A 25311-nucleotide genomic window follows, 5' to 3' on the forward strand; every position below is an offset into this window, starting at 1 on the left:
GCGCGGCAGAGGCGCCCGCCCCGCTATCCTCCCCAGTGGCCCTCGCGCCTCCACCTCGCAGCCCACAGAGAGAACCACCGTGAGCCTCCTCCGCACCAAGTCCGTCGAGCAGTCGATCGCCGACACCGATGAGCCCGAGTACAAGCTCAAGAAGTCGCTGACCGCGCTCGATCTCACGGTCTTCGGCGTCGGAGTCGTCATCGGCGCCGGCATCTTCACCCTCACCGGCCGCGCCGCCCACGACATCGCCGGACCGGCGATCGTCCTGAGCTTCGTCGTCGCCGCCTTCGCCTGCGCCCTCGCGGCCATGTGCTACGCCGAGTTCGCCTCCACGGTCCCAGTGTCGGGCTCCGCCTACACCTTCTCCTACGCCTCCCTCGGCGAGCTCTTCGCCTGGATCATCGGCTGGGACCTGATCCTCGAGCTGTTCCTCGGAGCGAGCGTGGTCGCGCAGGGGTGGAGCGCGTACCTCGGGTCGCTGCTGCAGCAGCTGGGAGTGACTCTCCCGCCGGCACTCACCTACGGCGGCGTGGTCGACGTGCCGGCGATCCTGCTCGTCCTCGTGCTCGGCGCGCTGATGACCTTCGGGATCAAGGAATCGCTGCGCGTCAACCTGGTGCTCGTCGCGATCAAGCTGTTCATCGTCCTGTTCGTCATCATCGCGGGCCTGCAGTTCGTGAACACCGCCAACTACACCCCGTTCGTCCCCGCCGCCGAGCCCTCGCAGTCCGCGTCCGGTCTGACCCAGCCGCTGCTCCAGTTCCTCTCGGGCATCGAGCCGGCCACGTTCGGGGTCGGCGGCATCATCGCCGGCGCCTCCCTGGTGTTCTTCGCCTACATCGGGTTCGACGTCGTCGCGACGACCGCGGAGGAAACCCGCCGCCCCCAGCGCGACCTGCCCATCGGCATCATCGCCTCGCTGATCATCTGCACGGTCCTGTACTGCGCCGTCGCCCTCGTCGTGACCGGCATGGTCCCCTACCGCGAGCTCGACCCGTCGGCCGCGCTCGCCAACGCGTTCGCCTACCACGGGCAGACCTGGATGGCGACGGTCATCTCGGCCGGCGCCGTCGCCGGTCTGACCACCGTCGTGCTGACGCTGCTGATCGGAGCGACGCGCATCATCTTCGCGATGGCGCGCGACGGACTCCTCCCCCGGCGCCTGGCCACCGTCCACCCGCGCCTGCGCACGCCGTGGTTCACCTCCGTGGTCGTGACGATCGTCGTCGCGCTGCTCGCCGGGCTCACTCCGATCGGCGTCCTCGAGGAGATGGTCAACATCGGAACGCTCTCGGCGTTCGTGCTGGTCTCGGTCGGCGTCGTGGTGCTGCGCCGCAAGCGGCCCGACCTGAAGCGCGGCTTCCGGGTCCCGCTGAACCCGTGGCTCCCGCTGCTCTCGGCCCTGATCTGCACCTACCTGATGCTCAACCTCTCGATCGAGACCTGGCTGCGCTTCCTGATCTGGCTGGCCGTGGGCTTCGCGATCTACTTCGCCTACTCGCGCAGCCACGCGAAGATCGGCACGCAGCCCTAGGGGGCCAGGCCCACCTTCGGCCTGGCCCAGGAGCGTCCGCGCGTGTCCTTGAGGATGTCGTACTCCACCTCGACGTGCGGCTCGATCGCGCTGTACTTGTCGTTCGGGGCGCCGATCACGAGCTGGAAGCCGAGACCGCGCCACGCACCGATCGCCCGCTTGGTGAAGTGAGCGTCGGCCTTGATCAGCGCCTCGTCCATGAAGACCGGCGCGTACCGGGGGCGGTCTGCTCCCGCGTCGCCGAGCTGATAGCGCAGCGCCGCTCCGACGATGAAGGCGATCAGCTCCTGCGACTCCCCGCCGGACTTCTCGCCGATGTGGTCGTACAGCGCCACGTGCGCTCGGGTGACGGCGTCCACGCGCTCGGCGCTGACCCGGACGTGGTTGCGGACGTCGACGAGGTCGCCGAAGTCGGGCGCGGTGCGCCGCAGCCGCTGGATGAGCCGGGACATCCGCCGGTAGACCTGCTCGCGCTCCTCCTCCGCGGACACGGCCTGGATCTGCGCGCGCACCTCGCGGAGCTCGCGGCGGAAGCGACGGCGCACCTCCGACTGGTTCTCGCGCGTCGTGATCTGCAGGCGGTGGCCGTCGTCGTAGAACGGCAGGTCCTGCATGATCACGTTGATCGGCTCGATCCGCTCGCGGATCTCGCGCAGCGAGCGGCCGAGCGTGGAGTCGAAGCTCGTGAGGTCGTTGCCGGAGAGCGTGAGCAGGCTGTCGCGCCACTCGGTCTCGAGCCGGTGCAGGCCGCTGGTCTCGAGGGCGTCGAGCAGCCGCTCGAAGTCGCCCGCGGACGCCTCGGGGTCCGCGAGCAGGTTGGGATTCGGCCAGCGGTCGAGGAAGCCGGCCATGATCCGGCCGGCGCTCTCGCGCTGCTGCTCGTGCGCCTCGGCCGCGGAGCGGCGGTCCTCCGCCAGTCGCTGCGCCGCCGTGGCGAGCGCTGCGTCGAAGCGGACCAGGACGTCCGAGGCGCTGCCGGACGCCGCGGCCTCGGTCAGCGTGAACCGGGCGTCCAGGAAGGCGCGCTGGTCGTCGTCGAGCTCGCGACCTGCGCGCTCCGCCGCATCGAGAACCGCCTGGCTCGCGTCGACGTCGTCGACCACGACGGCCCACTCCGCCTCGATCCGCTCGCGCTCCACACCGGCGCGCGCGATCTCCTGGCGGAGGCGCTCGAGGCGGCCGCGCAGCCCGTCGATCTGCTCCTGCAGGCCGGCGAGCTCGGGGTTCGCCTCCGCCGCCTCGGCGCCGACCGCCTCCCAGCGCTCCTGCTCGGCGAGCAGCGACTCGACGTCGACCGTCTCCCAGCTCACCAGCGCGAGGCGGGCGTGGCGCGTCATCCGGTCGTCGAGCGCATCGAGGGCCTCCTCCGCCGCCGACGCCGCCGAGACGGCCGCCGCGCTGCGGGCCCGGGCCGCCTCGACCAGGGCGCTCAGCTCGCGGAGTCGACGGGAGTTGGAGAAACCGAGGACGTTCGCGGCGCCGTGGCCGCCGTGCGCACCGCGCTGCCCCTGCGAGAGCTGACCGGTGAGGGTCAGGGCGAGCCGGTGGCGTCCGAGCTCCGCAGCGCTGTCGACGCACACGTAGCCGAAGCGGTCCTCGAGCCGGTCCTGCAGCCAGCCGGTGAAGGCGGTGGCGCGGTAGTCGAGGCGCCCGGGCAGCGTCTGCGGGTCGAGGCCCCGCACCTCCTCGAGCCCGGTCTCCACGCCCTCGTAGCGGAGCCGGACCGGGAGCCGGAGAGAGTCGATGCCGCGTCGGAAGCGGTCGAGGTGGGCGGAGTCGATCATCAGCGTCGTCGCGAAGCCGCCGAGGGCGAGCGTGAACGCCTCGCGCCAGGGCTCGAACTCGGAACGCACCTCGACCAGCTCGCCGACGAAGGGCAGGTCGTCGGCGGTGAGGCCGGCTGCCTCCGCGATCCGCTCGCGCGCCTCGTGCAGAGGCCGGGGGATGCTGTCCCGACGGTCCGAGGCCGAGCGCTGCTCCGCCTCGAGCTCGGCGAGCTCGCGCGCCGCGGCCTTCCGCTCGGCGACCGCGTCCGACCAGGCCGCACGGGTGCTGCGCTTGGCGTCGGCCGCGCTCGCCGCCCGGGCGAGCACCGCCTCGAACCGCTCGCGGGTGGTCTCCGGCTCGCCGAGAGCGTGCAGGTCCTCCTCGAGCCGGGCGCGGTTCTCGCGCGCCGCGCCCAGCCGCCGCTCCACCTCGCGGAGCTCGCGCTGGGCCGTCTCGAGGCGGTCGCCGCCGGAGGCCCGCAGCACCTCGGCGAGCCCGTCCCGCTCCGACTCCGCCGCCTCGGCGAGCGCCCGCTTCTCGCGGAGCACGGCGTCGACGGCGCGGGTGCGCTCGCGCAGCTCGGCCTCGACGTCGCGCAGCAGGCCGAGGCGCTGCTCAGCGCGCCACAGGGCCGCCGGCGACACCGGGGCATCGAACTCCCCGAGAGCGTCGATGAGGCGCACGCGCTCCGCGGACGCGGCGATGCGCAGGCGCAGGCCCCGCAACGGCTCGAGCGCGGCGACCTGCTGGCGCGCGGTGAGCATCCGCTGCCGGGTGCTCTCGAGCTCGTCGAAGTGGGCCACGACCGCGTCGGCGGAGGCCAGGGTCTCGGGCTCCTCGAGCACGAGGCGCTTGTAGAGGTCGTCGACGGTCGTGATCTGCTGGCCGGCCTGGATGCGGGCGAGCAGGCTCATCGCCTTCGATCCGGCTCCCGCCGCTCCGATGCCGAGCACCGCGTGCAGACGCGCCGAGAACTCGCGGTCGGTGCCGAGCGGATCCAGGCCCGCCGCGCGCAGCGACGCGTCGGAGAAGCGGTGCGCCGCCACCCGGTCGAGCGCGGCGAGGTCGACCGGGCCCTCGGCGCTCGCGCGGATCCGCACGGTCTCCTCGAGCACCCGGGAGCCGGCCGGGACGTACCAGGCGCGGACCGCGCTGAAGCGCGAGCCGTCGTGGTCGACCCAGGTCATCGCGACGGCGGTCCAGGTGTCGACTCCGTCGCCGCGCAGGACGCGCATGGTCGTGCCCTCGTCCGTGCGCGACTCGTCGAGCTTGCCGCGCGCGTAGGAGAGGATGTTGCGCTGGTCCTCGCCGCGCGGACGGCCCGTCACTCCGCCGTTCGAGGCGCCGTTGAACGGCGTGGTGTGCGGCATCATCAGGGCGATGTAGGCGTCCATCAGCGTGGACTTGCCGGAGCCGGAGCCGCCGCAGAGCAGCGTGGCCCCCGGCGAGAAGCGGACCCGGTGCGCGCCGTCGTAGCCGCCCCAGTTGACCAGCTGCAGGTCCTCGGCGAGCCACTGCTGACCGCGGGAGGCGGCGGGGATCAGGCCGAAGAGGGTGTCGAGCATCGTCATCGGGGGTCGTCCTCCGGGTCGGGGGTGTCGTCGTCGGGGGTGTCGTCCTCGGGGAGGTCGTCCTCGGGGAGGTCGTCCTCGGGGAGGTCGTCGTCGGGGGTGTCGTCGTCGGGGGTGTCGTCGTCGGGACCTTCGTCGTCGGGAAGGTCCGCGTCCGCCGGTTCCCGATCCACGGAGCCGGGCTCCTCGGCGAGCGCCGCTCCCCCGGCCGGAGACGCCTCCTCGCTTCTGCGCCCGCGCAGCCAGTCGCTCAGCTCCCGCAGCTTCGGCGCGCTCAGCACGATCTCCACGATCGGGCTGATCCGGTACCGCCCTGCGGACTCCTCGTCGACGATGCCGTCGCGGCCGAGCCGCTCCAGCGCCTTGCGGACCATGCGCTGCCGGCGGGCGGTGTCGCGCTCGGCGTCGGCGAAGTAGCTGAGCACCGTCTGCTCGACCTCCTCGACGTCCACGCGCGCCGACGCCTCGCCGGCCGCCGACTCCCGCTGATGGACCGTGCGCAGGTGCACCAGCACCAGCGTCTCGGCGCGGGTGTAGGGGAGGTCGCGCAGCAGCACCGGCATCTCCACCTCGTCGGAGCGCACCTGCTGCTTGTAGGCGACCCCGCGCTCGTGGTCGACGACGAGCCGCACGAACAGGTCGTTCAGCCGCGACTCGATCAGCTGCCGGTGCTCCTGGAGCACGGCCCACTGCTCGCGGTGGCGGTCGGCGAGGAGGAAGCGGCGCTGCAGCACGTGCACGAGCACCCGGCGCACCTCGGTGTCGAGGACGCCGCGGTCGCCGGGGAAGAGCTCGTCGGGGTCCTCCTCCATCGACACGGGCGCGATGAACGGATCGGCGGCGGTCCCGTCGGTCGCCAGGGTGTCACTCATCGTCGGTCTCCTCCTCGGTGCGGGCGGTCACGGATCCGAAGGCGAAGCGGCGCACGGTCCCGTCGGGTCGGCGCGTGCTCACGACGGAGTAGCCCTCGCGGTCGACGAGGCCCGTCCGGTGCGCGATCTCGAGCAGCCCGAGCAGGTCGACGGGCCGTCGCGTGTCCTCCGGAGCCGCGCTGAACGCGTCCGCCAGATCGAACTCGTCGCCGAGCTCCGCCACGTAGGCCTCCAGCTCCGCGTACCGGGGACCGCCCCAGGCCCGGCTGTCGTCGCCGACGAACTCGGCGTCGCCGTCGTCTCCGGCCAGGGGCGCAGGCCCGCCGGCCGGGCGCACGTCTCCGAGGGTCTGCCGCAGGTGGCCGATCCCGGCGACGGGCAGGTGCCGCAGCGGCGCGACCGGCGCGTCCGGCGAGATCCCGCCCGTCCACTCCTGGAGTCCCGCCATCACGTCGCGCAGCAGCTCGTCCACCTGGCGGTCGCGAGCCGGGTCGTGGGTGCGGACCTGGCCCGTGATGACGTGGGACGCGCGACGCTGCGCGGTCAGGACCTCCTGCACGCCCAGCTCCACCCGCCGGCCGATCGCGGCCAGCTCCCCGCGCTGGGCGGGGTCCATCAGGCGGGAGAACGGCTGCACGAGCACCGTGTGGAGCTGGTCGGCGAGCGCGTCGATGCGCTCGGGGTCGCCCAGGAGGCGGAGGGCTCCGGCGAACGCACGGCCCTCGCTGGTGGCCTGCATCACGTGCTGACCTCGCTCGAGGTACTCCCGCAGCACCTCGCCGGTCGGACGGACGTCGCGGCGCAGGTCCGCGACCACGTCGCGCTGCATCGCTTTGATCGACTCCGCCACCCGCGCGAAGTCGGCCGGCAGCTCGCGGGCGAGGTGCACCACGTTCTCGGCCTCCTCCAGGAGCTGCTCGTCGTCGGCGGGCTCGAGACCGGCGCCCTCCTCGAGGGCCGCGATCTCGGCGTCCAGGCGCGCCCGCTCCTCGCGGAGCCGCGAGAGCCGGGCCTCCGGGTCGGGATCGACGTCCGCGGCCAGCCGCTCGACCGCTTCCAGCAGGGTGCGCACCCGCGAGTTCGAGACGCGCGTGCGTCCGCCACCGGTGCGCCCGGTGATCTCGAGGGCGCTCACGGCATGGGCGCTCAGCCGGTAGACCTCGGCCTCGCCCTCGATCTGCGGCACGAGCCAGCCGACGCGGACCCAGTAGCGGCACACCTCGCGCGCCGTGCCGCTCGGCAGCGCGCGCTCGCCCTCGTCGTACCCGGCCGAGCGCAGCTCCTCGAGCAGCTCCCCCACCTCGGCGTGCGCGTCGGCGACGGCCACCGCCTGCCTGTCGACCGTGAACACGAGCGACAGGGCGGCGACGACGAACGGCGCGTAGCGGCCGTGGAGGAGATCGAGGGTCGGCGTCCGGAAGGCGCCGAGGGAGCGCAGGTAGGCGGCCTCGGCGCGGGAGTTCGACATCGCCCTCAAGGATAGGCGGCGGGCCGGCATCGCGCGGACGGGGCGCCAGGGCCCCCCGCTCGCGGACCCGACCTCCTCGGCCCGCCCCGATCCTGCGAGCGGCAGGACGACGGCAGCCGCTCCTCGCCGTTCCGCCGGGGTCGCGATCTGATCGACGCGAGATTCGCCCGACGCCGTCACCGGCCGACAGCCGCCACCCCGCCTGCCGAGCTCTGCGGGACCGGTCCGCACCTCCACAGAGAGAACCCCGTGACCGCGGAGGCGTGCTCCCCCGACTCCGTCGCCGCCGGCCCCCACTCCTGCAGCTCAATGCACCCGTCCGCCACTGCGGCCTTCCGCACCGACTCGGTCGGCGGCGCGGAGTTCTTCAGCACCAGCAGGTGGGTGCGCCCCGCCACGATCATCCGGGTGATGTCCTGCTCGGTGAAGACCCGCGCCTGGCCGGAGTAGCCGCCGTCGGTGAGCACGCTCGCGCCGGTCGCCGTGATGATCGGCGCCGAGATCGCCCAGGAGTCGGTGAGGAACAGGGGCGCCCCGTCCACCCCGCCGCCGGCGGCACGAGCGGCGGCGACCAGGCCGGTCTCGTCGGCGGTCATCGAGTCGTGCCCGCCGACCGCGTCCGGCGACGAGACCGCGAACGGAGCCGAGGTCTCGGCCCGCTGCGGGAAGCGCAGGCCGACGAGCGCGTCCCCGCCCGACCCGTCGAGGGACGCGTCGAGCACCTGCAGGCTGAACGCGACCGGCCCGGCCAGGATCACGACCGCTGCCGCGAGCGCGACGGGACGACGCCGGGCCGCTCCCCTACGGCGCCCGACCGCTCGCTCCACCGCACCGCCCCTCCGTCGCCGCGCCGCCACCGCGATCACGACGAGCCCTGCTCCGGCGAGCGCCGCGAACGGCAGGCCCAGCACCGCGGGCAGCTGCCCGCCCACGGCGAGCGCCGCGCTCCACGCCGTCTGCGCGACAAGGAGGAGCGGCAGCACCAGCCGCGCGACGACCCGGGTCGACGCGAGCAGCCGCACCGCTTCCGCCCAGCCCAGCGCCGCGAGGAGCGCCAGCTGCACTCCGATCGCCGCGACGTAGGCGGTGTGCGGCACCGTCGCCACCGAGAGCACCGCCGCCGCCGTCGCCAGCCACACCGCGGCCAGGACCAGGAGGGCGAACGGACCGCGGGTGCTCCCCCGCCGCGGCCACCAGCGCACCGCCCCCAGGATCAGCCCCGCGAGCGCCGCGGGGTACAGCCAGCCCACCTGGGTCGCGTACTGCGCGAGCAGAAGCTTCACCGGCGACGATCCCGCCGCTCCGCCCATCGCCGCGACGTGGGCGGACGCGACGACGGCGCCGGGCACCGCGCCCGAGATCAGCCGATCGAGCCCGTTGAATCCGAACACCATCGCGAACACGTCGTTCCCCGTCGACCCGTCGATGTACGGCCGGTCGCCCGCGGGCACCGCCTGGATCGCGACCGTCCACGCCACGGAGGCGCCCACCGCGACGGCCAGGAGCCCGCCCGCCCAGGCGAGGGCTCGGCGCCACCCGCGCACCCCGACGAGAGTCGCCACCACGAGCGCCGGCAGGACGAACCAGGCCTGCATCATCTTCGCCTGGAAGCCGATCCCGATGGACAGCCCGGTCATCAGCAGCGGCCACCACCGCTCCGTCAGCACCGCGCGCTGCCACCACACCAGCGCCACGGCGAGTGCCGCCGTGAGCAGCCCGTCCTCCATCGGGTGCCCGAACATCGACACGAAGATCGGCGTGCTCGCCGCCGCTGCCGCCGCGACCAGCCCGAGCCCCCGGCCGCCCCACCGGAGCCCGAGGACCGAGCACGCCGCGACCGTGATCAGCCCCTCGATCAGCTGCGGCAGCGCGATCGACGACGTCGACATGCCGAACAGCCGGATGCTCAGCGCCTGCGGCACCGCGAACCCCGCCAGCTTGTCCAGCGTCACCGTGGCAGCGGGATCGAAGGCTCCGAACGCCAGCGCGTGCCACGACTCCGACATCGACCGTGCCGCCGCCTCGTAGAAGACGGCGTCTCCGCCCCGGGCGAGATTCCAGCCGGTGAGGACCGTCGAACCGCACAGGATCGCGAGGAGGGTGAGCCGCGCCCACCGGGGTTCGAGCCACCAGCGGGCGAGCGGAGCGGAGTGGGTCACGTCCACCGACGCTAGGGAGCCGGCCTGCCGCCGCCCTTGCGGGCGGTCGGGGAGACGCCGTGCATGCCGCTCCAGCCTCTCAGTCCGGACGCCGCCGGCACGGCCGACGACCAGGAAGGGTGCCGCGCCGCCCCGGTGACCCTCCAGGGTGCGGACATGCCCCGCTCCATGGCCGACCTCTCCTTCCGCCGCGCCCAGTGGGAGCAGCGCTACTCACCGCACGTGGCTCCCGTGAACCGCTGGGTCGACGAGCTGCGGAACCCTTACGGACGCGGCTGGCTGCCCTACGTCGCTCCCCTGCACGGCGGAGTGGAGGCGCGCGTCCTCAGCGTCCTCCGCGATCCCGGCCCCGCCACCCAGGACGGCGTCGGAAGCGGCTTCCTCTGCACCGAGAACGACGACCCGACGGCCGAGCTCATGGCCGGGCTGATGGACGAGGTGGGCCTCGCCCCCGCCGACCTGCTGCCGTGGAACGCCTACCCCTGGTACATCGCAGCGGCGCCGAACGCCGAGCAGCTCGACGCCGGCGTCGAGACCGTCCTGCATCTGCTCGCGCTCGCCCCCGACGTCGAGGTTGTCCTCCTGCAGGGCGGCGACGCCGATCACGGCTAGCGGCGCCTCCTCAGGCGGCACCCGGCGATCGAGCGCGAGCGCGGCCTCACGGTGATCCGCACGTTCCACCCGTCCCGACAGGCACTCTGGGCACGGGATCCCGCCGAGCGGGAGGCGCGCTCCGCCCGACGTCGCGAGGCCTTCGCCGAGGTCGCCGCAGAGCTCCGGTGAGCGGTCCGCAGCGTCACGACGAGGCCTGGAAACGACGGAAGCCCTGACGACGACCAGTGGTCTCATCAGGGCTTTCCGTCGGGCTGACAGGATTTGAACCTGCGACCCCTTGACCCCCAGTCAAGTGCGCTACCAAGCTGCGCCACAGCCCGTGGCAGACCGGGCCGAGGCCCGGGCAACTCGACTACCTTAGCGGATGCCGACGCCGGAAGTGAAAACGAGCGGGCCCCGTAGACTCGCTGCGCGGAACGCGTCGGCACGGGTCGACGCGCCGTCGGCAGCTCGGGAGGCGTCAGCAGTGGATGCGCGGCAGAAGCGATCACAGGTGGCCCTGCACCGGGCCATCATCGAACTCGCGACCGGCCGCGACGTCGCCACCCTCACCGTCTCCGAGATCACGGATCTCGCCGGCGTGAACCGCTCCACCTTCTACGCCCACGCCTCCTCCGCCGCCGAGCTGCTCTGCGCCGCGCTGCGGGACGAGCTCGATGCGATCCGCGAGGGCTACCTGAAGCAGCTCCGCAGCGGCGCCGCGACCGACGCCAGCATCCGCGAGGGCACGGCGCGCGTCCTCGGCCACCTCGACGGCCACCGTGATCTGTACCTCCGCGCCTTCGACGCCCCCGGCGGGGACTCGGGGCTGCGCGCGATGCTCGCCGGCCACTTCCGCACCGCGGTCTCCGCGACCCTCGACACCGGCGTGCTGGACGTGCCCGCCGCCGACGCCCCGCCCGGGTTCCTCGAGGACGCGACGGCCTCGTACCTCGCGGCGGGCTCCGTCGGTCTGATGGAGCAGTGGCTCCGCCTCCCGGAGCCGCGCGACCCCGACAGCTACCTCGCGGCCTACCGCCGGCTCCTGCCGCCGTGGTGGCCGTTCGCCACCGGCGACTGACCGGCGTACTGCTTCGGAGTCCGCGCCGCGCGGTCACCCGTGAGTCGACTCGGCCAGGGGTCGGACGCCACGGTCGACCGTCACCGAGCTGTCGACGGCTCCGGGCGTCGCGGACGATCGGGTCCCGCCGGAGGGACCGACCTTTCGTGACCAGGCGATCGCTCCGGGGACGCGAACGGCCCGCAGGAGGATCTCCCACGGGCCGGTCACGGTGCGGCTGCGCTCAGCGCGCGCGCTTCTCGCGGACGCGCATGTTGACGTTCACCGGCGAACCCTGGAAGCCGTAGATCTCGCGCAGGCGGCGTGCGATGTAGCGGCGGTAGCCAGGGTCGAGGAACCCGGTCGTGAAGAGGACGAATGTCGGCGGGCGCGACGAGGCCTGCGTGCCGAAGAGCACGCGGGGCTGCTTGCCTCCGCGGAGGGGGTGCGGGTGCGCCGCGGTGAGCTCGGCGAGGAAGGCGTTGAACTTGCCCGTCGGGATGCGGGTGTCCCACGACTCCAGGGCGAGCTCGAGCGCCGGCACGAGCTTCTCGAGGTGGCGGCCGGTGCGGGCCGAGATGTTGACGCGGGGCGCCCACGCCACGTGGGCGAGGTCGGTCTCGATCTCGCGCTCGAGGTAGCGGCGGCGCTCGTCGTCGAGGAGGTCCCACTTGTTGAAGGCGAGCACGAGCGCCCGGCCCGACTCCAGCACCAGGTCGATGATGCGGACGTCCTGCTCCGAGATCGGCTGCGAGACGTCGAGGACGACGACGGCGACCTCGGCCTTCTCGAGCGCGGTCGAGGTGCGCAGCGACGCGTAGAAATCGGCGCCCTGCTGGAGGTGCACGCGGCGGCGGATGCCCGCGGTGTCGACGAAGCGCCAGACCTTGCCGGCGATCTCGACCTGCTCGTCGACCGGGTCGCGGGTGGTGCCGGCGAGCTCGTTGACGACGACCCGCTCCTCCCCCGCCGCCTTGTTGAGCAGGCTGGACTTGCCGACGTTCGGGCGGCCGAGGATCGCGACGCGGCGCGGTCCGCCGACCTCGCGCTTGGCGACGGCCGACTCCAGAGGGAGCTTCTCGAGCACCGCGTCGAGAAGGTCGGCGACGCCGCGGCCGTGGACGGCCGAGACGGGGCGGGGCTCGCCCAGGCCGAGCGACCACAGCGATGCGGCGTTCGGCTCCTGGCGGGCGTCGTCCACCTTGTTGGCGGCGAGGAAGACCGGCTTCTTCGTCTTGCGCAGCAGCTTCACGACGTGCTCGTCGGTCGCGGTCGCGCCCACGTTCGCGTCGACGACGAAGATGACGGCGTCGGCGAGGTCGATGGCGATCTCGGCCTGCATGGCGACGGAGGCGTCGATGCCGCGGGCGTCGGGCTCCCAGCCGCCGGTGTCGACGATGGTGAACGCCCTGTCGATCCACTCCGCCTTGTAGGACACGCGGTCGCGCGTGACGCCCGGGGTGTCCTCGACGACGGCCTCGCGGCGGCCGAGGATGCGGTTCACCAGCGCGGACTTGCCGACGTTGGGGCGGCCCACGATCGCCACGACCGGGAGGGCGGGGAGGTAGCGGACCTCGTCCGAGTCCTCCCCGGCGAACTCGAGGAGGTCGAGGTCCTCCTCGTCGAGGTCGTAGTCCTCGAGTCCGCTGCGGAGCGCCTGCGCGCGTGAGGAGGCGAGCTGCTCGTCGAGGTCGCCGAGGCGCTCGACGAGGTCGTCGTCTCCGAAGTTCAGCTCGTCGTCACCGACGTGCGTGTCCTGTGCCATGACCGGCCCTTGCTCTCGAAGTTCGGACCTCGGCGACGACCGCGTCGACGGTCTGCTCGAAGTCGAGATGAGTGGAGTCGAGAAGAGTGACTCCTTCTGCGGCGTTCATGAAGTCGACCACCTGCGAGTCGGCGCGGTCCCTCGACCGCAGCGCCTGACCCGTCGCCTCGGCGGATTCCGTGGTGACCTCGCGCGAACGCCTGGCCATTCTAGCCTCTTCGCTCGCCGTCAGCAGGATCCGGACCGGAGCGGTCGGTGCGACGACCGTCGTGATGTCGCGGCCCTCGACGATGATGCCCTCCCGGCGCGTCTCGCCGATGATCCTCCGGAACAGCACGGTGATCCTCCGACGGACCTCGGGGACCTTCGCCACGGCCGAGACGCGCGCGGTCACCCGGGGCTCGCGGATGGCGGCGGTCACCTCGGTCGGACCGACCCACACCGAGTACGACTCGGGGTCGGTGCCGATGGAGTAGTCGAAGCCGTCGAGCGCGTCGACGATCGCGTCCTGGTCCTCGAAGTCGAGGCCGCGGTCGAGCCCGTGCCAGGCGAGCGCGCGGTAGGCCGCTCCCGTGTCGAGGAACTCGTAGTCGAGGCGGCGGGCGGCAGCCCTCGACACGCTGGACTTGCCGCTGCCGGCCGGGCCGTCGATGGCGACCACGACAGCCTCGCCGAAGTCGCCCTGCTCGGCGGCCTCGGAGCGCGCCTCGCGCTCGGGAGCCGCGCCCCCGTCCTCCGGGATGCTCTGCTGTGCCCGGCGGGCGGGCGTCATCCTGTTCAGGCCGCCCTCCTGCCTGTTCTGCTCGGTGCTCATCCGGCGATCCTCCAGCCGCGTATGGTCAGTTCTTCGGTCAGCGGCGCGACCGCTTCGGGCACCACCGAGATCTCGGCGAGACCCACTCGGCGCCCCTGCGCGTGCTCGAGGCGCACGTCCTCGAGATTGACGCCCGCCTCGCCGATCTCCACCAGGAGCCGCGCGAGGGTTCCGGGAGAGTCGTCGACGAGGACGATCAGGGTCGAGAAGCGCTGGTCCTGGCCATGCTTGCCGGGCAGGCGCGCCACTCCGGCGTTGCCCGCGGCCAGGTGCTCGGCGAGCACGCGGCGCGAGCCGGGCGCCTCGAGGTCGCGAAGCGCGTCGGCGACCGCGGCGACGTCGTCGCGGAAGGCGTCGAGCACCGCGACGACGTGCTCGCGGTTCGCGGCCAGGATCTGCATCCAGAGCTCGGGGGCCGAGGCCGCCAGGCGCGAGACGTCGCGGACGCCCTGCCCGGCGAGGCGGAGCGCCGCGTTCGGGGCGTCGAGGAGGCGCTGGCCGAGCAGTGACGAGATCACCTGCGGGGCGTGCGAGACGAGGCCGACCGAGAGGTCGTGCTCCTCCGGGTCCATCTCGACGATGGTGCCGCCGAGGTCGAGAGCGAGGCCCTCCACCCGTGCGAGCGCGTCGGGCGCGGTCTCGCCGTCGCGGCAGATCACCCAGGGTCTGCCGACGAAGAGGTCTCCCCGCGCGGCGACCGGTCCGCCGCGCTCGCGGCCGGCCATCGGGTGCGAGCCGATGTAGCGGGCGAGGTCGACGCCGCGGGAGCGCAACTCGCGCAGCGGCTGGGTCTTGACGCTCGCCACGTCGGTGACGACGGCTCCGGGATGCGCCGCGAGCTCGCGCTCGACGACGCTCGCGGTGACGTCAGGGGGGACGCAGACGACGACGACGGAGGGCCGGTCGTCGGCGGAGGCGGCGCGGCCGGCCCCGTAGTCGATGGCGAGGGAGAGGCTCGCGGGCGAGGCGTCGTCGAGGACGACGTCGATCCCGCGGGAGGCGAGGCCGAGGCCGATGGAGGCGCCGAGCAGTCCGGAGCCGACCACCCGCACCGTCCCGGTCGTCCGCATCGCGGGCGGCGCGGGGTGCAGGAGCTCGTTCACCCCGACAGCCTAGCGATCGGCGCGGCGCTGCTTGTCGGCGCCGGACCGGCGCGGAGGACCGTCGCTCCGCCCGCCGCCGGCGGAGGAGCCGCCGCGATCGGACGACCGTCCCGCCGAGCCGCCGCGGTCGGAGGATCGCCCGGCCGAGCCGCGCTCCGCCGGGGCGCCGCGCTCGCCGCTGTCCGGCCGGGGCCGCCGCGCCCCCGCGCTCGCCTTCTTCGAGGGGACCGCGGGAGCGGCCGCCACTGCCTCGCCGCCCTGCCGCGCGATCGTCAGCAGCGCGCCCAGCTCCTCCCGGGTCAGGTCGCGCAGATCGCCCGAGCGCAGGGTGCCCAGGTGCAGCGGCCCGAACTGGCGGCGGACGAGCTCGATGACGGGGTGGCCGACCGCCGCCATCATCCGGCGGACGACCCGGTTGCGCCCGGAGTGCAGGGTGATCTCGACGAGCGAGGCGTTCGAGCGGCCCTCCGGCCGGCCGAGGAGACGCGCCTTGTCGGCGGCCACCGGTCCGTCGTCGAGCTCGATCCCGGAGGTCAGCGTCGCGATCGTCTGCGGGAGGACCTGCCCGTGCACCTTCGCGATGTAGGTCTTCGTCACTCCGAACGACGGGTGCGCGAGGACGTGGGCGAGCTCGCCGTCGTTGGTCAGCACCAGCAGGCCCGAGGTCTCGGCGTCGAGGCGCCCGACGTTGAACAGCCGCTCCTCGAAGTTCTTCGTGTAGAGGCTGAGGTCGGTGCGTCCGTTCTCGTCCGCCAGCGAGCTGACGACGCCGATCGGCTTGTTGAGCATCACGTAGCGGCGCGAGGTGTCCAGCTGCACCGCGACCCCGTCGACCTCGATCCGGTCGGTCGCCGGGTCGATGCGGCGGCCGAGCTCGTCCGCCACCTCGCCGTTGACGCGGATGCGCCGCGCCACGATCATCTCCTCGACCACTCGTCGGGAGGCGACCCCCGCTGCCGCGAGGACCTTCTGCAGTCGTTCGCCGTCGGGGCCGCTGTCAGGCGCGCTCATCGAATCCGTCTCTTCCGTCGCTCAGTAGGGGGGAGATCTTCGGCAGCTCGTCGAGCGAGGTGAGGCCGAGGTGCACGAGCAGCTGCTCGGTGGTGCCGTAGAGGACCGCGCCCGTCTCGGGGTCATGGCCGACCTCCGCGATGAGGCCGCGGCCGAGGAGGGTGCGCGCGACGGAGTCGACGTTGACCGCGCGGATCTGCGCGACCTGACCGCGCGAGACCGGCTGCTTGTAGGCGATCACGGCGAGCGTCTCGAGCGCCGCCTGCGAGAGCCGCGTCGGGTTCTGCGTCAGGACGAAGTCCTTGACCACCGGGTCGTACTCGCGGCGCACGTAGATCCGCCAGCCGGCACCGACCTCGCGCAGCTCGAAGCCCCGGCGGATCGCCCCGTCGGCGCCGTCGTAGTCGGCTACCAGGCGCTCGATCGACTGGCGGACCACGGCGATCGGCCTCGACAGCGCGGTCGCGAGGGAGGCGAGCGGCTGCGGCTCGTCCGCGACCATCAGGATCGCCTCGATCGCCCGGTCGATCTCGAAAGCGACGGTCCCGGGGCCGGCGTCAGGAGTCATAGTCGGCTCCGAGCGCGGCGAGGCTCGCATCGCTCCACTGCTCGGCGACCCAGCGCAGCGTGAGCTCGCCGAGCGGCTCCGGCTGGTCGAACGAGATCGCAGCGTGCCGGTAGAGCTCGAGCACGGCCAGGAAGCGCGCGACGATCACGCCCTTCTCGTCGGCGTCCGCGATCAGCTCGCCGAAGGTGGCCCTCCCGCGGGCGCGCAGCATCGCCACGACGTGGGCGGCCTGCTCCCGGATGCTGATCTGCGGGGCGTGCAGGTGGTCCAGGCCCACCGTCGGCAGCTCGCGCGGAGCGAGGGCGACGGTCGCGAGGGCGGCGAAGTCGGCGGGCGACAGGGTCCAGACTAGCTCCGGCTTCGCGGACCGGTACTCCTCCTCCAGAGGCACGTCCCGCACGTGGCGGGCGGCCTCGATCGCGATGCGCTCGGCCAACCACGACGACACCTGCTTGAAGGCCCGGTACTGCAGGAGCCGGGCGAACAGCAGGTCGCGCGCCTCCAGCAGCGCCGCGTCCTCCGCGTCCACGAGCTCGCCCTGGGGCAGGAGTCCGGCGATCTTCAGGTCGAGGAGCGTCGCGGCGACGACGAGGAACTCCGACGCGCGGTCCAGCCCCTCGAGCGAGTCGATCCCGTGCAGGTACGAGAGGAACTCGTCCGTCACGGCGCTCAGGGCGATCTCGGTGATGTCGACCTGCTGCTTCGCGATGAGGCTCAGCAGGAGGTCGAACGGACCCTCGAAGTTGGTCAGCGCGAGGTGGAACCCGGTGGGAGCGGTGCGCTCCTCGAGGAGGACCTCAGGCGACCGCGCCACGCGAGATCAGCTCCCTGGCGAGCTTGCGGTACGCCTTCGCGGCGTTGTGCTCGGGCGCGAACTGGGTGATCGGGACGCCGGACACGCTGGCGTCCGGGAACTTCACCGTGCGGCCGATCACCGTCTCGAGCACGCTGTCGCCGAAGGCGTCGACCACCCGGTCGAGCACCTCCCGCGAGTGCAGGGTGCGGGAGTCGTACATCGTGGGCAGGATGCCGTCGAGCTCGATCACCGGGTTGAGCCGGTCGCGGACCTTGTCGATCGTCTCGATCAGCAGGGCGACGCCGCGCAGCGCGAAGAACTCGCACTCGAGCGGGATGAGCACGCCGTGGCTCGCGGTGAGCGCGTTGACCGTGAGCAGGCCCAGCGAGGGCTGGCAGTCGATCAGGATGACGTCGTAGTCCGCGCTCACCTTGCGGAGCACGCGGGCGAGGATCTGCTCGCGCGCGACCTCGTTGACGAGGTGGACCTCGGCGGCGGAGAGGTCGATGTTGGCCGGGATGACGTCCAGGCCCGGCACGCGGGTCCTCCGGATCGCCTCGGCCGGGTCCTTCACGGTGCCGAGGAGCAGGTCGTAGATCGTGATGGCGTCGTAGGTGGTGACCCCGAGGCCGGCCGAGAGGGCGCCCTGCGGGTCGAAGTCGATGGCCAGCACACGGCGGCCGTACTCGGCGAGGGTCGCGCCCAGGTTGATGGTCGTCGTCGTCTTGCCGACGCCGCCCTTCTGGTTGCAGAGGGAGATGATCCGAGCGGGGCCGTGACCGGTGAGCTCCACCGGCAGCGGGAAGTCGCGCAGGGGGCGGCCGGTCGGGCCGAGCGTCGGGGCTTCGAGACCGGTGAGCTCGGCCTTGTCGTCCGTCTTGCGTGTCACCTGCGTCGTCCTCGCTTCCGTGGCGGCGTGCGCTCCCGCGCGGCCTCCGACGAGTGTACCGGCGCCCCGCTCCCCGGCCGCCGCGCCCCGCCGCGCGGGTCCGCGGCTCTAGCGCCGCGCTCGCGGGTGCGCGGACGTGTAGACGTCCCGAAGCGTGTCCGCGGTCACCAGCGTGTAGATCTGCGTCGTCGCCACCGAGGCGTGCCCGAGGAGCTCCTGCACCACGCGGACGTCGGCGCCGCCCGCGAGCAGGTGGGTCGCGAAGGAGTGCCGGAAGGTGTGCGGCGAGATCTCCCGGTCCAGCCCGGCCTTCTCGGCGACGGCGCGGATGACCAGCCAGGCGCTCTGCCGCGACAGGCGGCTCCCGCGGACCCCCAGGAAGAGCGCCGGCGTCGCGCGCCCCCTCCGCGAGAGCTCGGGCCGCGCACGCACGAGGTACTCGTCGACCGCCTCGCGGGCGAAGCGGCCGAGCGGCACCATCCGCTGCTTGGACCCCTTGCCCGTCAGCCGCACCACCTCCGCGGCGACCACGTCGTCGACGTTCAGGTCCACCGCCTCCGAGATGCGCGCGCCCGTCGCGTAGAGCAGCTCCAGCAGGGCCCGGTCCCGCAGGTCCGCGAGCTCCTCGCCGCGCGCCGCGTCGAGCAGTGCCGCCATCTGCTCGACCGTGACCGCCTTCGGCAGGGTCATCGGGATCTTCGGCGGCACCACGTCCCGGGCCACGTCGTCCGCGACGACCCCCTCCTCGAGGGCGAAGCGGTGCAGCCCTCGGACGCTCGAGAGGATCCGTGCGCGCGAGCTCGCCGCGAGCGGCCGCTCCGGGCGCGCGGCCAGCCAGGAGGAGAACTCCCCCACGTCGACGCGTCCGAGCTGCGCCAGATCGACGGTCCCGCGCTCCTCGAGCCAGCCGAGGTAGAGCTCCAGGTCGCGCCGGTAGGCCGCGAGCGTGTGCGCCGAGAGCCCGCGCTCCACGCTCGCCTGCCGGAGGTACGCCTCGGCGCAGGCGCGGGGGCTCACCCCCGGGGGTGGCGGACCAGCGGGTGGCGCGTCCACGGCGAAGACGCGTCGCCCAGCCCGTCCCAGTCGCGCGAGCGGAACGCGTGTGCCGCGAGCACCGCGATCGTCAGCGAGGGGTTCTGCACCCGGCGGGCGAGGACCGCCTCGACCGCCTCGTCCAGCGGCACCCACCGCAGCTCCATGTCGGCCTCCTCCGCCTCGCGGTCGAAGGCGGAGCCGGTGGACGAGAGCCCGCGGGCCAGGTAGATCCGGATGACCTCGTCGCTGCCGCCCGGCGAAGTGGCGAACTCCGAGAGCAGGTCCCAGCGCTCGGCCTGCAGGTCCGTCTCCTCGCCCAGCTCCCGCTGAGCGGCGACCAGCGGATCCTCGCCCTCCACGTCGAGCAGGCCGGCCGGGATCTCCCACTCGCGGGTGCGGACCGGGTGCCGGTACTGCTTGATCAGGGCGACGCGGTCCTCGTCGTCGAGGGCCAGCACCGCGACGGCTCCCGTGTGATCGAGGAACTCCCGGCGCAGCTCGCCGCCGCCGTAGCGGAACGTCTCCGCGCGGACGCCCCAGACCATTCCGTCGAAGACGCGCTCACTGGTCAGGACCTCCGGCTTGACGAGCTCGTCCGACAGCGGCTCACTCATCGGCGCCCGCCTCCGATGCCGGGAAGAGGCGCGAGGCCTCCTGGCGCTCGAGGGCGGCGGTCACGAGGCCGCGGAAGAGCGGGTGCGCGGCGTTCGGGCGCGAGCGGAGCTCCGGGTGCGCCTGCGTGCCCACGTAGTAGGGGTGCTTCTCGCGGGGCAGCTCGACGTACTCCACGAGGTGGCCGTCGGGCGAGAGGCCCGAGAACCAGAGCCCCGCCTCGGCGATCCGGTCGCGGTAGCGGTTGTTGACCTCGTAGCGGTGACGGTGGCGCTCGGCAGCCTCAGGTGCGCCGTACACCTCGGCGACGATCGAGCCCTCGGCGAGCTCGGCCGTGTAGAGGCCGAGGCGCATCGTGCCGCCCATGTCCCCGGACGCGAGGATCTCGACCTGCTCGGCCATCGTCGCGATGACGGGGAACTCCGTCTCCGGATCGAACTCCGACGACGAGGCCCCCTCGAGGCCGGCCTCGTTGCGGGCGTACTCGATGACCATGCACTGCAGGCCGAGGCAGAGCCCGAGCGTCGGGATCCCGTTCTCCCGCGCGAAGCGCAGCGCGCCGAGCTTGCCCTCGATGCCGCGGATGCCGAAGCCGCCGGGCACGCAGATGCCGTCGAGCTCGGAGAGCGCCTTGGCCGCAGCCTCGGGGTCCTCGAGCCCGTCGGAGGCGATCCAGCGGATGGCGACCTTCGTCTGCTGCGCGAAGCCCCCGGCTCGCAGAGCCTCCGTCACGGAGAGGTAGGCGTCGGGCAGGTCGATGTACTTCCCGACCAGACCGATGGTGACCTCGTGCTTGGGCTCGTGCACGGCCTCGAGCAGTCGCGACCAGCCGTCCCAGACGACCTCGCCGGCCGGGAGGCCCAGCTGGTCGATGATGTAGGCGTCGAGGCCCTGCTCGTTGAGCATCTGCGGGATCTCGTAGATCGACGCGACGTCCTTGGCGTTGACTACGGCCTGCTCGTCGACGTCGCACATCAGCGCGATCTTGCGCTTGTTCGACTCCGAGACGGGCCGGTCGCTCCGCAGCACCAGGGCGTCCGGCTGGATGCCGATCGAGCGCAGCGCCGCGACGGAGTGCTGGGTGGGCTTGGTCTTCTGCTCGCCGGAGGCGCCCATGAAGGGCACCAGCGAGACGTGCACGAAGAAGACGTTGCGGCGGCCGAGCTCGTGGCGGACCTGGCGGGCCGACTCGATGAACGGCTGGCTCTCGATGTCGCCGACGGTGCCGCCGATCTCGGTGATGATGACGTCCGGCTGCGGGTCGTCCTCCGACTGGAGGCGCATGCGCCGCTTGATCTCGTCCGTGATGTGCGGGATGACCTGGACCGTGTCGCCGAGGTACTCGCCGGCGCGCTCGCGCGCGATGACCCTCGAGTAGATCTGGCCGGTCGTGACGTTCGCGGCCTGGTTCAGGTTGATGTCGAGGAAGCGCTCGTAGTGGCCGATGTCGAGGTCGGTCTCTGCGCCGTCGTCGGTCACGAAGACCTCGCCGTGCTGGAACGGGTTCATCGTCCCCGGGTCCACGTTGAGGTACGGGTCGAGCTTCTGCATGACGACGCGCAGCCCGCGCGCGGTCAGCAGGTTGCCCAGGCTCGCGGCCGTGAGTCCCTTGCCGAGCGAGGAGACGACACCGCCGGTGACGAAGATGTGCTTCGTGATCTTCGAGGGGGCGTCCTGCCCGGCCGTCGAAGCGTTCCGGGTCGAGGACCCGGAGGAGCCCTCGGGATCCGAGGGAGAAGAAGAGGAAAGGCCCGCGTTCGTAAAGTCCACCACGGGGTTCCACCGTAACAGCAGAACGGCGGCGGCGGACCGCCCGGGACGGATCGATGTCGTCCCGGGCCGCTCGCTATCAGCCCCGCCGGCTCGATTCGAGGAGCTCCCGCGCATGAGCGAGAGCATTGGCCGAGTCGGTGAGCCCCGAGAGCAGGCGCGCCATCTCGGACACCCGCTCCTCGGAGTCGAGCTGCGTCACGGCGCTCGAGGTCACCGCGCCGTCCGAGCCCTTCTCGACGCGGAGGTGGTTCGTGGCGAATGCGGCGACCTGCGCCAGGTGGGTCACCACGATGACCTGCGACGTCTCGGCGAGCCGCGCGAGCCGTCGGCCGATCTCGATCGCCGCTGCTCCGCCGACCCCTGCGTCGACCTCGTCGAAGACGAACGTCGGCACGGGGTCGTTGGCGGCGACCACGACCTCGATCGCGAGCATCACCCGCGAGAGCTCGCCGCCCGAGGCTCCGCGGGCGAGGGGCCGGGGTGCGGCCCCGGTGTGCGGCTGGAGCAGCATCTCGACGGAGTCGCGCCCGTGAACGCTCGGCTCCCCCGCGGCCGTCACCTTCACGTGCAGGCGCGCATCCGCCATGGCCAGCGCGGTGAGCTCGTCGCTGACCCGCTCCCCCAGCTCGGCGGCCGCCGCAGTCCGCAGCTCGGTCAGCCGGGTCGCGAGGCGGTCGACGAGGTCCGCGTCGGCCGCGGTGTCGGCCTCGAGAGCCGCGATCCTCTCGTCGTCGCCGTCGAGCTCGAGCAGGCGGAGTCCGGAGGAGTCCACCAGGTCGAGCACGTCGTCCAGCGTCGGTCCGTAGGTGCGGGCGAGCAGAGACAGCTCCGCCCGCCGGTTCTCGATCAGCTCCAGGTCGTGCGCGCCGTCGAGGTCGAGCTCCGCCAGGTACGAGGAGAGCCCGCCGGCGGCGTCGACGAGGAGCACCGCCGCCTCGCCGAGCGTCTGGACCGTCGGCTGCAGCGCGGCGTCGTGCTCGGCCGCCCGCTCCAGCACGCGCCGCGCCGTCTCGAGGAGCCCGAGCGCGTCCCGCCCGTCCAGCTCCTCGGACGAGATCGCCTCGCGGGCCTCGCCGGCGGCGAGCCGCAGCTGCTCGATGCTCCCGAGCCGGGCGGACTGCACCGCGAGCTCGACGTCCTCCCCGCGCTGGGGGGCGACCACCTCGATCTCGGCGAGGGCGGAGCGGAGCCGTTCGGCTTCGCGAGCGCGCGTCTCCCGGGCCTCGGTGAGCGAGTCGAGCTCCTCCCGGTTGGCCCGCCAGCGCTCGAAGGCGCTCGCGTAGTCGCGGAGGGCGTCGGCGAGACCGGGTCCGCCGAACCGGTCGAGCGCCTCGCGCTGCGCCGCGGCGGAGCGGAGGCGGATCTGGTCCGACTGCCCGTGCACGACGACCAGCTGATCGGCGAGCTCGCTCAGCACGCTGACCGGTGCGCTCCGGCCGCCGACGACGGCTCGCCCGCGTCCCTCCGCCGAGACCGAGCGCGCGAGGAGCAGCTCCGGGCCGTCGAGATCGCCGCCGGCGTCGTGGACGCGCTCGGCGACCGGGCCCTGCTCGGGGACCAGCCAGCGCCCCGACACCCAGGCCTGCTTCGCTCCCGAGCGCACCGCGGACGCGTCCGAGCGCGCGCCCAGCACGAGGCCGAGCGCCGTGACCACCATCGTCTTGCCGGCGCCGGTCTCGCCGGTGACCGCGGTGAAGCCCGGTCCGAGCGGGAGCGTCGCCTCGGCGATCACTCCGAGGTCGCGGATCTGCAGCTCTTCGAGCATCGGGCCTTACTCCGTCTCCGCCGACCCCCGCCATCCGCGGATGGGGAGACCGAACTTGTGCACGAGTCGATCGGTGAAGGGGGCGTCGTGCAGGCGTGCGAAGCGCACGGGCACGGGCGAGCGCCGGTAGACGACGCGCGCTCCCGGCGGCAGCTCGTAGGCGCGCCGGCCGTCGGCCCAGAGGACGCCGACGCCGTCGGTCCTCTCCTTGACCTCGACGGCGAGGCTCGACGACGGGCCCACGACGAGGGGCCGCGCGAAGAGCGCATGGGCACTGAGCGGAACGAGGAGCATCGCCTCGACGGTCGGCCACACGACGGGGCCGCCCCCGGAGAAGGCGTAAGCGGTGGAACCGGTCGGAGTGGACACGACGATGCCGTCGCAGCCGAAGCTCGACAGCGGACGTCCGTCGACGCCCACCATGACCTCGAGCATCCGCTCGCGACTGCCCTTCTCGACAGTGGCCTCGTTGAGCGCCCAGGTCTCGTAGACGACGGCCTCGTCGATCTTGACGCGCACCTGCAGGGTCATCCGCTCCTCGACCGCGTAGTCGCCGTCGAGCGCACGGGCGACGGCGTCGTCGAGATCGTCCCGCTCGCTCTCGGCGAGGAACCCGACGTGGCCGAGGTTCACGCCGAGCAGAGGGGCCGTCCCGGACCGGACGATCTCCGCCGCGCGGAGGATGGTCCCGTCCCCGCCGAGCACGAACACGAGCTCGATGGACTCGAGCGGCACGTCGGACCCGAGCACGGCGACGTCGCTCAGATCCGGAGCGACCGCGACGATGTCGCCCTTGTCGTCGGCGCAGAGGACGGGGTGGGCGCCGGAGTTCCGGAGACGCTCGACGACGAGGACCGCCGCATCGAGGGAGTCCGTCCGTCCGGTGTGGGCGACGACGAGGATGTTGCGCTCGTCACGAGGGGACTGCATCGAGGGTGTGTCCTTCTGGTCGGTCGACAGCGGCGGACACGATCGCGTCACCCGGTGGTGAGCGCGGTGACCGCGTCCCTCCATTCTGTCGGAATCGTTCCGCGGTCGCGGTGGAGGTGCGCCAGATACTCGCGATTCCCAGCGCCCCCCGGGAGTGGCGACTCGGCCAGCCCGACGACGCCGAGCCCCAGGTCCCACGCCGACCACAGGACGTCCGAGAGGGCCTCGCGACGCAGCTCCGGATCCCGGACGATCCCCTCCCGCACCCCCAAGCGGCCGACCTCGAACTGCGGCTTCACCAGCACCACGAAGTCGGCGAGCGGATCCACGGAGGCGGCGACGGGAGGCAGAACCATCCGCAGGGAGATGAAGGACACGTCGGACACGACCAGGTCCGGGACGATCTCCGTCCTGGCGGCTTCGGCGAGCCGGGCGGCGGTGAGATCCCGCGCATTGAACCCCTCCACCACGTGGACGCGATCGTCGGACCGGATCCGCGGAGCGAGCTGGGCGTGCCCGACGTCGAGCGCGATCACCGAGACGGCGCCGCGCTCGAGCAGGACCTGCGAGAACCCCCCCGTCGACGCCCCGACGTCGAGAGCGTTCCGGCCGGCGACTCGCACCGTCGCGAAGGTGTCGAGGGCGGCGAGCAGCTTGTGGGCGGCCCGGCTGACGTAGTGGTCGAGGCCGGCGACCGCGACGTCCTGATCGTCGCGGACGCGGGTCGAGGGCTTCAGTGCAGGGACGCCGTCCACCGTCACCAGACCGTCGGCGATCATCCGAGCGGCATGGGTGCGGGACCGGGCGATGCCCCGTTCGGCGAGAGCCGAGTCGAGTCGCGAGTCTTCGGTCATCGGTCGCGGTCCGCGTTCTCGAGTCGGATGCGCAGCTGCTCCTGCAGCTGGACGTATCCGGCTGCCCTCTCGTTGAGCGGAGTCTGCTCGATCCGGAGGAGCTCGTCTGACAGGACGTGTTCCTCTTCGGGGTCGAAGCCGTTCTGGAGCGGCCTCGATTCCGGAGAGGGCGTCGGGTCGTGCTGAGTCATCGCTGCTCCTCGTTCCGGAGTCGGGCGACGACGGTCATCGTCGCTCCAGCCGGCCTGTTCCTCCTCGAACAGAGACCGACCGGTTAAACAGCGATGGCCACCCATTTCTGGGTGGCCATCGTGAATGGTGTCCGGCGGTGTCCTACTCTCCCACAGGGTCCCCCCTGCAGTACCATCGGC

At 72.8% G+C, this 25311-nt stretch carries 20 protein-coding genes, 1 tRNA gene and 1 pseudogene; 3 read left to right on the forward strand and 19 right to left on the reverse strand.

Annotated features, from left to right (window positions below; all coding sequences use genetic code 11):
* The first annotated feature begins 79 nt into the window (after window positions 1-79).
* A complete protein-coding gene (locus tag C5C59_RS07790) occupies window positions 80-1534 on the forward strand; it encodes an amino acid permease (protein ID WP_104225409.1) in 1455 nt (484 codons plus the stop codon).
* Here C5C59_RS07790 and C5C59_RS07795 read toward each other — a convergent pair.
* The 4 genes from C5C59_RS07795 to C5C59_RS07810 form a co-directional block, all read right to left on the reverse strand.
* Window positions 1531-4872: an ATP-binding protein gene (locus C5C59_RS07795; RefSeq protein ID WP_104238581.1), complete on the reverse strand. Its 3342-nt coding sequence runs from the start codon at window positions 4870-4872 to the stop codon at window positions 1531-1533. The two genes, C5C59_RS07790 and C5C59_RS07795, sit on opposite strands and share 4 nt — an antisense overlap.
* Window positions 4869-5744: a DUF4194 domain-containing protein gene (locus tag C5C59_RS07800; protein WP_104238580.1), complete on the reverse strand. Its 876-nt coding sequence runs from the start codon at window positions 5742-5744 to the stop codon at window positions 4869-4871. The genes C5C59_RS07795 and C5C59_RS07800 overlap by 4 nt, the downstream gene beginning before the upstream one ends.
* Window positions 5737-7212 carry a DUF3375 domain-containing protein gene (locus C5C59_RS07805; protein WP_104238579.1) on the reverse strand — a complete coding sequence of 492 codons (1476 nt, stop codon included), beginning with the start codon at window positions 7210-7212 and terminating at the stop codon, window positions 5737-5739. Before C5C59_RS07805 ends, C5C59_RS07800 begins: the two co-directional genes overlap by 8 nt.
* Window positions 7213-7388: 176 nt before the next feature.
* Window positions 7389-9371, reverse strand: a complete 1983-nt coding sequence (locus C5C59_RS07810) for a glycosyltransferase family 39 protein (RefSeq protein WP_104238578.1) — start codon at window positions 9369-9371, stop codon at window positions 7389-7391.
* 63 nt (window positions 9372-9434) lie between these two features.
* Between C5C59_RS07810 and C5C59_RS07815 the strand changes: the two genes are divergently transcribed.
* Complete coding sequence (locus C5C59_RS07815; RefSeq protein WP_219812450.1) at window positions 9435-9983, forward strand: uracil-DNA glycosylase; 549 nt, start codon at window positions 9435-9437, stop codon at window positions 9981-9983.
* 249 nt (window positions 9984-10232) lie between these two features.
* Here the strand turns inward: C5C59_RS07815 and C5C59_RS07820 are convergent.
* Window positions 10233-10306: transfer RNA gene (locus C5C59_RS07820), tRNA-Pro, on the reverse strand.
* Window positions 10307-10479: 173 nt separating this feature from the next.
* Here C5C59_RS07820 and C5C59_RS07825 point away from each other — a divergent pair.
* Window positions 10480-11046: a TetR/AcrR family transcriptional regulator gene (locus C5C59_RS07825; protein WP_104238577.1), complete on the forward strand. Its 567-nt coding sequence runs from the start codon at window positions 10480-10482 to the stop codon at window positions 11044-11046.
* Window positions 11047-11269: 223 nt separating this feature from the next.
* On the opposite strand, the gene der is transcribed toward C5C59_RS07825, so the two are convergent.
* From der to C5C59_RS07895, 14 genes and pseudogenes are all read right to left on the reverse strand, one after another.
* On the reverse strand, window positions 11270-12790 hold the full coding sequence (gene der / locus C5C59_RS07830) for a ribosome biogenesis GTPase Der (RefSeq protein ID WP_104222506.1): 1521 nt from the start codon (window positions 12788-12790) through the stop codon (window positions 11270-11272).
* The gene (gene cmk, locus C5C59_RS07835; protein ID WP_258062648.1) at window positions 12765-13604 is read right to left on the reverse strand and encodes a (d)CMP kinase; all 840 of its coding nucleotides are present in this window, start codon (window positions 13602-13604) and stop codon (window positions 12765-12767) included. Before cmk ends, der begins: the two co-directional genes overlap by 26 nt.
* Window positions 13601-14674: a prephenate dehydrogenase gene (locus C5C59_RS07840; protein WP_104222605.1), complete on the reverse strand. Its 1074-nt coding sequence runs from the start codon at window positions 14672-14674 to the stop codon at window positions 13601-13603. The genes cmk and C5C59_RS07840 overlap by 4 nt, the downstream gene beginning before the upstream one ends.
* Window positions 14675-14947: 273 nt before the next feature.
* Window positions 14948-15718 (reverse strand): annotated as a pseudogene (locus C5C59_RS07845) (pseudouridine synthase); the annotation flags it as partial.
* Window positions 15705-16286 (reverse strand): SMC-Scp complex subunit ScpB, encoded by a 582-nt coding sequence (gene scpB / locus C5C59_RS07850; protein ID WP_104238575.1) that lies wholly within the window; start codon window positions 16284-16286, stop codon window positions 15705-15707. The gene scpB and the pseudogene C5C59_RS07845, both read right to left, overlap by 14 nt.
* Window positions 16276-17100 (reverse strand): ScpA family protein, encoded by an 825-nt coding sequence (locus tag C5C59_RS07855; RefSeq protein ID WP_104238574.1) that lies wholly within the window; start codon window positions 17098-17100, stop codon window positions 16276-16278. Before C5C59_RS07855 ends, scpB begins: the two co-directional genes overlap by 11 nt.
* Window positions 17084-17971, reverse strand: a complete 888-nt coding sequence (locus tag C5C59_RS07860) for a ParA family protein (RefSeq protein WP_104222502.1) — start codon at window positions 17969-17971, stop codon at window positions 17084-17086. The genes C5C59_RS07855 and C5C59_RS07860 overlap by 17 nt, the downstream gene beginning before the upstream one ends.
* 108 nt (window positions 17972-18079) lie before the next feature.
* Complete coding sequence (gene xerD / locus C5C59_RS07865) at window positions 18080-18988, reverse strand: site-specific tyrosine recombinase XerD (RefSeq protein ID WP_104238573.1); 909 nt, start codon at window positions 18986-18988, stop codon at window positions 18080-18082.
* On the reverse strand, window positions 18985-19620 hold the full coding sequence (locus C5C59_RS07870; RefSeq protein ID WP_104238572.1) for an NUDIX hydrolase: 636 nt from the start codon (window positions 19618-19620) through the stop codon (window positions 18985-18987). Before C5C59_RS07870 ends, xerD begins: the two co-directional genes overlap by 4 nt.
* Window positions 19613-21277 (reverse strand): CTP synthase, encoded by a 1665-nt coding sequence (locus tag C5C59_RS07875; protein WP_104222604.1) that lies wholly within the window; start codon window positions 21275-21277, stop codon window positions 19613-19615. Before C5C59_RS07875 ends, C5C59_RS07870 begins: the two co-directional genes overlap by 8 nt.
* A 190-nt stretch (window positions 21278-21467) precedes the next feature.
* Entirely contained in the window at window positions 21468-23156 is a 1689-nt protein-coding gene (gene recN, locus C5C59_RS07880; protein WP_104238571.1) for a DNA repair protein RecN, read from the reverse strand.
* A 6-nt stretch (window positions 23157-23162) separates the two neighbouring features.
* Window positions 23163-24086, reverse strand: a complete 924-nt coding sequence (locus tag C5C59_RS07885) for an NAD kinase (RefSeq protein ID WP_104222498.1) — start codon at window positions 24084-24086, stop codon at window positions 23163-23165.
* A gap of 47 nt (window positions 24087-24133) precedes the next feature.
* Window positions 24134-24940 (reverse strand): TlyA family RNA methyltransferase, encoded by an 807-nt coding sequence (locus tag C5C59_RS07890; RefSeq protein WP_104238570.1) that lies wholly within the window; start codon window positions 24938-24940, stop codon window positions 24134-24136.
* Complete coding sequence (locus tag C5C59_RS07895; protein ID WP_104238569.1) at window positions 24937-25131, reverse strand: hypothetical protein; 195 nt, start codon at window positions 25129-25131, stop codon at window positions 24937-24939. Before C5C59_RS07895 ends, C5C59_RS07890 begins: the two co-directional genes overlap by 4 nt.
* Window positions 25132-25311: the final 180 nt, after the last annotated feature.

The organism is Rathayibacter sp. AY1F4 (assembly GCF_002931775.1).
Classification (GTDB): domain Bacteria; phylum Actinomycetota; class Actinomycetes; order Actinomycetales; family Microbacteriaceae; genus Rathayibacter.

Excerpts from the sequence above, each read along its gene's own strand:
- C5C59_RS07890 (WP_104238570.1), bottom strand. The coding sequence starts at position 24,940 with ATGACCGAAGACTCGCGACTCGACTCGGCTCTCGCCGAACGGGGCATC.
- C5C59_RS07800 (WP_104238580.1), bottom strand. The coding sequence starts at position 5,744 with ATGAGTGACACCCTGGCGACCGACGGGACCGCCGCCGATCCGTTCATC.
- C5C59_RS07795 (WP_104238581.1), bottom strand. The coding sequence starts at position 4,872 with ATGACGATGCTCGACACCCTCTTCGGCCTGATCCCCGCCGCCTCCCGC.
- C5C59_RS07805 (WP_104238579.1), bottom strand. The coding sequence starts at position 7,212 with ATGTCGAACTCCCGCGCCGAGGCCGCCTACCTGCGCTCCCTCGGCGCC.
- cmk (WP_258062648.1), bottom strand. The coding sequence starts at position 13,604 with ATGAGCACCGAGCAGAACAGGCAGGAGGGCGGCCTGAACAGGATGACG.
- C5C59_RS07815 (WP_219812450.1), top strand. The coding sequence starts at position 9,435 with ATGCCGCTCCAGCCTCTCAGTCCGGACGCCGCCGGCACGGCCGACGAC.
- recN (WP_104238571.1), bottom strand. The coding sequence starts at position 23,156 with ATGCTCGAAGAGCTGCAGATCCGCGACCTCGGAGTGATCGCCGAGGCG.
- der (WP_104222506.1), bottom strand. The coding sequence starts at position 12,790 with ATGGCACAGGACACGCACGTCGGTGACGACGAGCTGAACTTCGGAGAC.
- scpB (WP_104238575.1), bottom strand. The coding sequence starts at position 16,286 with ATGACTCCTGACGCCGGCCCCGGGACCGTCGCTTTCGAGATCGACCGG.
- C5C59_RS07895 (WP_104238569.1), bottom strand. The coding sequence starts at position 25,131 with ATGACTCAGCACGACCCGACGCCCTCTCCGGAATCGAGGCCGCTCCAG.
- C5C59_RS07870 (WP_104238572.1), bottom strand. The coding sequence starts at position 19,620 with ATGAGTGAGCCGCTGTCGGACGAGCTCGTCAAGCCGGAGGTCCTGACC.
- C5C59_RS07885 (WP_104222498.1), bottom strand. The coding sequence starts at position 24,086 with ATGCAGTCCCCTCGTGACGAGCGCAACATCCTCGTCGTCGCCCACACC.
- C5C59_RS07840 (WP_104222605.1), bottom strand. The coding sequence starts at position 14,674 with ATGCGGACGACCGGGACGGTGCGGGTGGTCGGCTCCGGACTGCTCGGC.